Genomic DNA, 3070 nt, shown 5'->3' on the forward strand with positions numbered 1-3070 from the left:
AGGGCCTGGGGTGAGCGCGTGCCGAAGGACACGCGCATCGTCATCTGGCTCGCCGAAGCTGTTTGACCGGAGCTGCCTCGCAGAGGCAGCGCAGGGAGTTCTTCGGCGTCACCCCAGGACCGAGCATCGCAGGCTGCCCCCAGCGCCCGGCAGGGCGATGGGGGACACGGGCAGCGGGGTCGCCTTTTCTTGGCCTACCTTCTTTTGGCGACGCAAAAGAAGGTAGGTGCGCTGCCGGGCGCACATCCCGGCCTCCGCCCCCAACAAAGGCAAGAACCCAGAAACGAACCCTGAAAGATCAAGGCAAATCCACCCGAACAATCCGATCCGTAGCCGGCGGCACCACAGGCCCCCCGGCAGCGGAGAAGTAAGCCTCCAACGCATCCAGATCCTGCCCCGCCCCCAACCCATCCACCCCCTGGGTGAACACCGTGAAATTGTCCCCACCCGTAGCCAGGAAGCTGCTCACCACCACCCGGTAAACAGCCTCGGCGCGCAAGGGCTGCCCGTTGAGCGACACACCACTCACCCGCTGCCCCGCAGGCAGCCGCAGGTCATAGCGGTAGGTAAACCCCTTGGACACCGACAGCACCCGCGGGCTCTGCGCGGTGTTGGTGCCACTGGCGAACTGCTGCTCCAGGATCGCCTTCACCTGCGCGCCCGTGAACGACTGCACCATCAGGCTGTTGCCGAACGGCTGGGCCGTGAACATCTGGCCATAGCGCACCGTGCCATCGGCACCGGGCACCAGCACCCCGCGCACGCCGCCGGGGTTCATGAAGGAGATCTGGGCATTGAGGCCGGGCCCCTGGGCGGCGAGCAACTGCGCGTCGGCGATCAGGTTGCCCATGGAGGTCTCGAGCGATGGCGCAGGTTCGCGCGAGACCGGGCCGGTGAGGCGGCCGGCAGGGCGCTGGGCCTGGGGCTCGGCGGCGATGCGGTAGCGCTCCACGATGGCATGCACACCCTCATCGCGCGCGAAGACGGGGAAGCGTTTGTCCACGGCAAGGGTGGTGGGCCCGCTGGTGAAGCCCTCTACCTGCACGATGACCTGGCGCGCGCTCTTGCGCACCACGCGGCGGGTGGCGGTGTCCACACGCAGGCTGATGTCGGTGACGTGCGTGCCGTACTGGCCCGCGCTGGTCAGCAGCAGCGGGTGCGCGGGGTTCACCGTGCCGTAGTCGCACAGGTAGGAGCGGTGCGTGTGGCCCGAGACCACCACGTCCACCGCAGGGTCGAGCCGTTCCAGGATGGGCACGATGTCGCCGCTCAGGCCCTTGCAACTGGTCTCGCCCAAGGCAGCCTGGGTTTCGCCGCCCTCGTGAACCATCACCACGATCACATCGGCACCCTGGGCGCGCAGGCCCGGGATGAGGGCGTTGACGGTCTCGGCTTCGTCGGCAAAGCGCAGGCCGGCCACGCCGGCGGGTGCCACCATGGCGGGTGTGCCGCGCAGGGTCAGGCCGATGAAAGCCACGCTGACCGTCACGCCGCCTTCGGTAAAACGCTTGATGCCAGTGGGCGGCAGCAGCGGGCGGCCGTCCTCATGCGAGGTGTTGGCCGCCAGCAGGCCGAAGTTGGTGCCGGGGAAGGCGGGGTTCAACTGGCAGGGCTGGCGCACGGTGTGCTTCTCGCAGCCGCCGTTTTTCAGGCGCAGCAGCTCGCGCCAGCCCTTGTCGAACTCGTGGTTGCCCACGGCGTTGAAGTCGATGCCCATGCGGTTGACGGCCTCGATGGTGGGTTCGTCGAGGAACAGGGCCGACACCAGGGGCGATGCGCCCACCATGTCGCCGGCGGCCACCACCGCGTGGTGCTTGTGGCTGGCTTTCAGGTGCGCAATGGCGCTGGCCATGTAGGCTGCGCCGCCCGCGGGCACGCGCGCCAAGCCGCTGCCGTCGGGGGCGGCTACCTGCAGCGCCATGCGCGGCGGCTCCAGGTTGCCGTGCAGGTCGTTGAATGCGATGAGGCCGATGTCGATGTGGGCGGGGGGCGTGGAGGCACAGCCGGCCAGCAAAGCAGCGGCCATGGCGCAGGGCAGCGCCATGCGGCCCCAGGCGCCTCCGAGGACGGCGCTCACAGGAAGGAGGCCTGGATGGGCGCCACCTCGCGCACCACGTCCGCGCACTGGGCGCGGTTGCGCAGCGCGTGCTCCATCACCACCAGCGCCAGCAGCGCCTCGGCAATCGGCGCGGCGCGGATGCCCACGCAGGGGTCGTGGCGGCCCTTGGTGATGACCTCGGTGGGCTGGCCGTGGATGTCGATGGACTCGCGCGGGCTGATGATGGAGCTGGTCGGCTTGATCGCGATCGAGACTTCCAGGTCTTGCCCGGTGCTGATGCCGCCGAGCACGCCGCCGGCGTGGTTGGTGCGAAAGCCCTGGGGCGTCATCGAGTCGCCGTGCATGGTGCCGCGGTGGGCCACGCTCTCGAAGCCGGCACCGATCTCCACGCCCTTGACGGCGTTCAGGCCCATCATGGCGTGGGCGATGTCGGCGTCGAGCTTGTCGTACAGCGGCTCGCCCAGGCCCACGGGCACGCCGCTGGCCGAGATGCGGATGCGCGCGCCGCAGGAGTCGCCGGCCTTGCGCAGCGCGTCCATGTAGTCCTCGTACTGCTGCACGTCGGCCACGGGGGCGAAGAAGGGGTTTGCGCGCACATGGTCCCAGCTCTCGAAGGCAATGGGCAGCTCGCCCAGCTGGGTCATGCAGGCGCGGAACTGCGTGCCGTACTGCTGGGCCAGCCACTTCTTGGCCACGGCACCAGCGGCCACGGTGGGTGCCGTCAGCCGGGCCGACGAGCGGCCACCGCCGCGCGGGTCGCGGATGCCGTACTTGTGCCAGTAGGTGTAGTCGGCATGGCCCGGGCGGAAGCTCTGGGCGATGTTGCTGTAGTCCTTGCTGCGCTGGTCGGTGTTGCGGATCAAGAGCGCGATGGGGGTGCCGGTGGTCCTGCCTTCGTACACGCCCGAAAGGATCTCCACCGCATCGGGCTCGTTGCGCTGCGTCACGTGTCGGCTCGTGCCCGGGCGGCGCCGGTCGAGCTCGGGCTGGATGTCGGCCTCCGTCAGGGCC

Annotated in this window: 2 protein-coding genes; both read right to left on the reverse strand. The window is 69.4% G+C overall.

The window, feature by feature from the left end:
* Positions 1 to 298: 298 nt before the first annotated feature.
* Positions 299 to 2044: a bifunctional metallophosphatase/5'-nucleotidase gene (locus tag ACK59X_RS33430; protein WP_409963615.1), complete on the reverse strand. Its 1746-nt coding sequence runs from the start codon at positions 2042 to 2044 to the stop codon at positions 299 to 301.
* Positions 2045 to 2073: 29 nt separating this feature from the next.
* A partial coding sequence (aroC, locus tag ACK59X_RS33435) for a chorismate synthase (protein WP_409963613.1) occupies positions 2074 to 3070 on the reverse strand: 997 nt, incomplete at its 5' end.

This window comes from Acidovorax sp. (assembly GCF_046339755.1).
In the GTDB taxonomy this organism is placed as follows: domain Bacteria; phylum Pseudomonadota; class Gammaproteobacteria; order Burkholderiales; family Burkholderiaceae_C; genus Acidovorax.

What these genes read in the sequence shown, in the direction of transcription:
- ACK59X_RS33430 (WP_409963615.1), bottom strand. Translation starts at nt 2,044, where the DNA reads ATGGCGCTGCCCTGCGCCATGGCCGCTGCTTTGCTGGCCGGCTGTGCC.